This is a genomic window from Synechococcus sp. R8-2 (assembly GCF_047461715.1).
GTDB lineage: Bacteria > Cyanobacteriota > Cyanobacteriia > Thermostichales > Thermostichaceae > Thermostichus.
Window position 1 is genome coordinate 1 of record NZ_JANSHQ010000744.1, and the last position, 726, is coordinate 726.

General features: G+C 62.5%; 1 pseudogene. It reads right to left on the reverse strand.

Annotation, left to right across the window (positions count from 1 at the left end):
* Positions 1-707 (reverse strand): annotated as a pseudogene (locus tag NW819_RS14395) (hypothetical protein); the annotation flags it as partial.
* Positions 708-726 lie beyond the last annotated feature (19 nt).

The following is a 726-nucleotide window of genomic DNA, read 5'->3' on the forward strand; positions in this document are numbered from 1 at the left end:
CAACCCAACAGGGCCACCGCCAACCCCAACTGCGACACTTGGACATGCCCAGACAGCAGCCCCCGCAGGATCAACAGGGATCCGGCAGCCCCGATTAGCCAGAGCCTGGAGCCCCGTAATTCTAGAGACCGGCGGCTCCAGGTGTAAATCACGGTGCTGAGGATCCCCAGATACAGGATCCCCAGGACAAAAGCAGGGCGAAGCTCCTGCGGCCCCAAGCTCCAGAAAGCGTGCAAGCCAGAGAGGGCCAAAAAGTTCACCAAGGTTCCGTAAAAGGCATTGGGCTCCACACCGCTGTCGCGAAAGCCGGCACCTGAACCCAGCGAGCGCACCCGACCCTCAGCCGTCAACGGGATCCCCAGCAGCAAGCCCAGCGCCAGGATGCGGATCCCCCAAAGGATCCCCAGCCCATCCAGGGCCCACACGTTCACCGGCACCAGCAGCAGGGCAATAGCCTCCAAGGTTTGACCGGTTAGACGCAGCCCTTCCTGCCGTTGGATCCATCCAGCACCTACCCCAAAAGCCGCCGTATAGGCCAAGAGCACCCCATACTGAGCAGTTGGAGAAAATTGCTCCCAGTGGCTGGCCGCCAGCACCCCCGAGGACACCACCACCAAAAACAGGCCCAGCAGCAACAGCCAAGCCACGCTCAGCTCTGACAGCAAGTTCCGCAGCAAAACAGCCAGCGCCGGGGTAGGGGGGGGCAAGGACTCCGTCCGAGTAGCG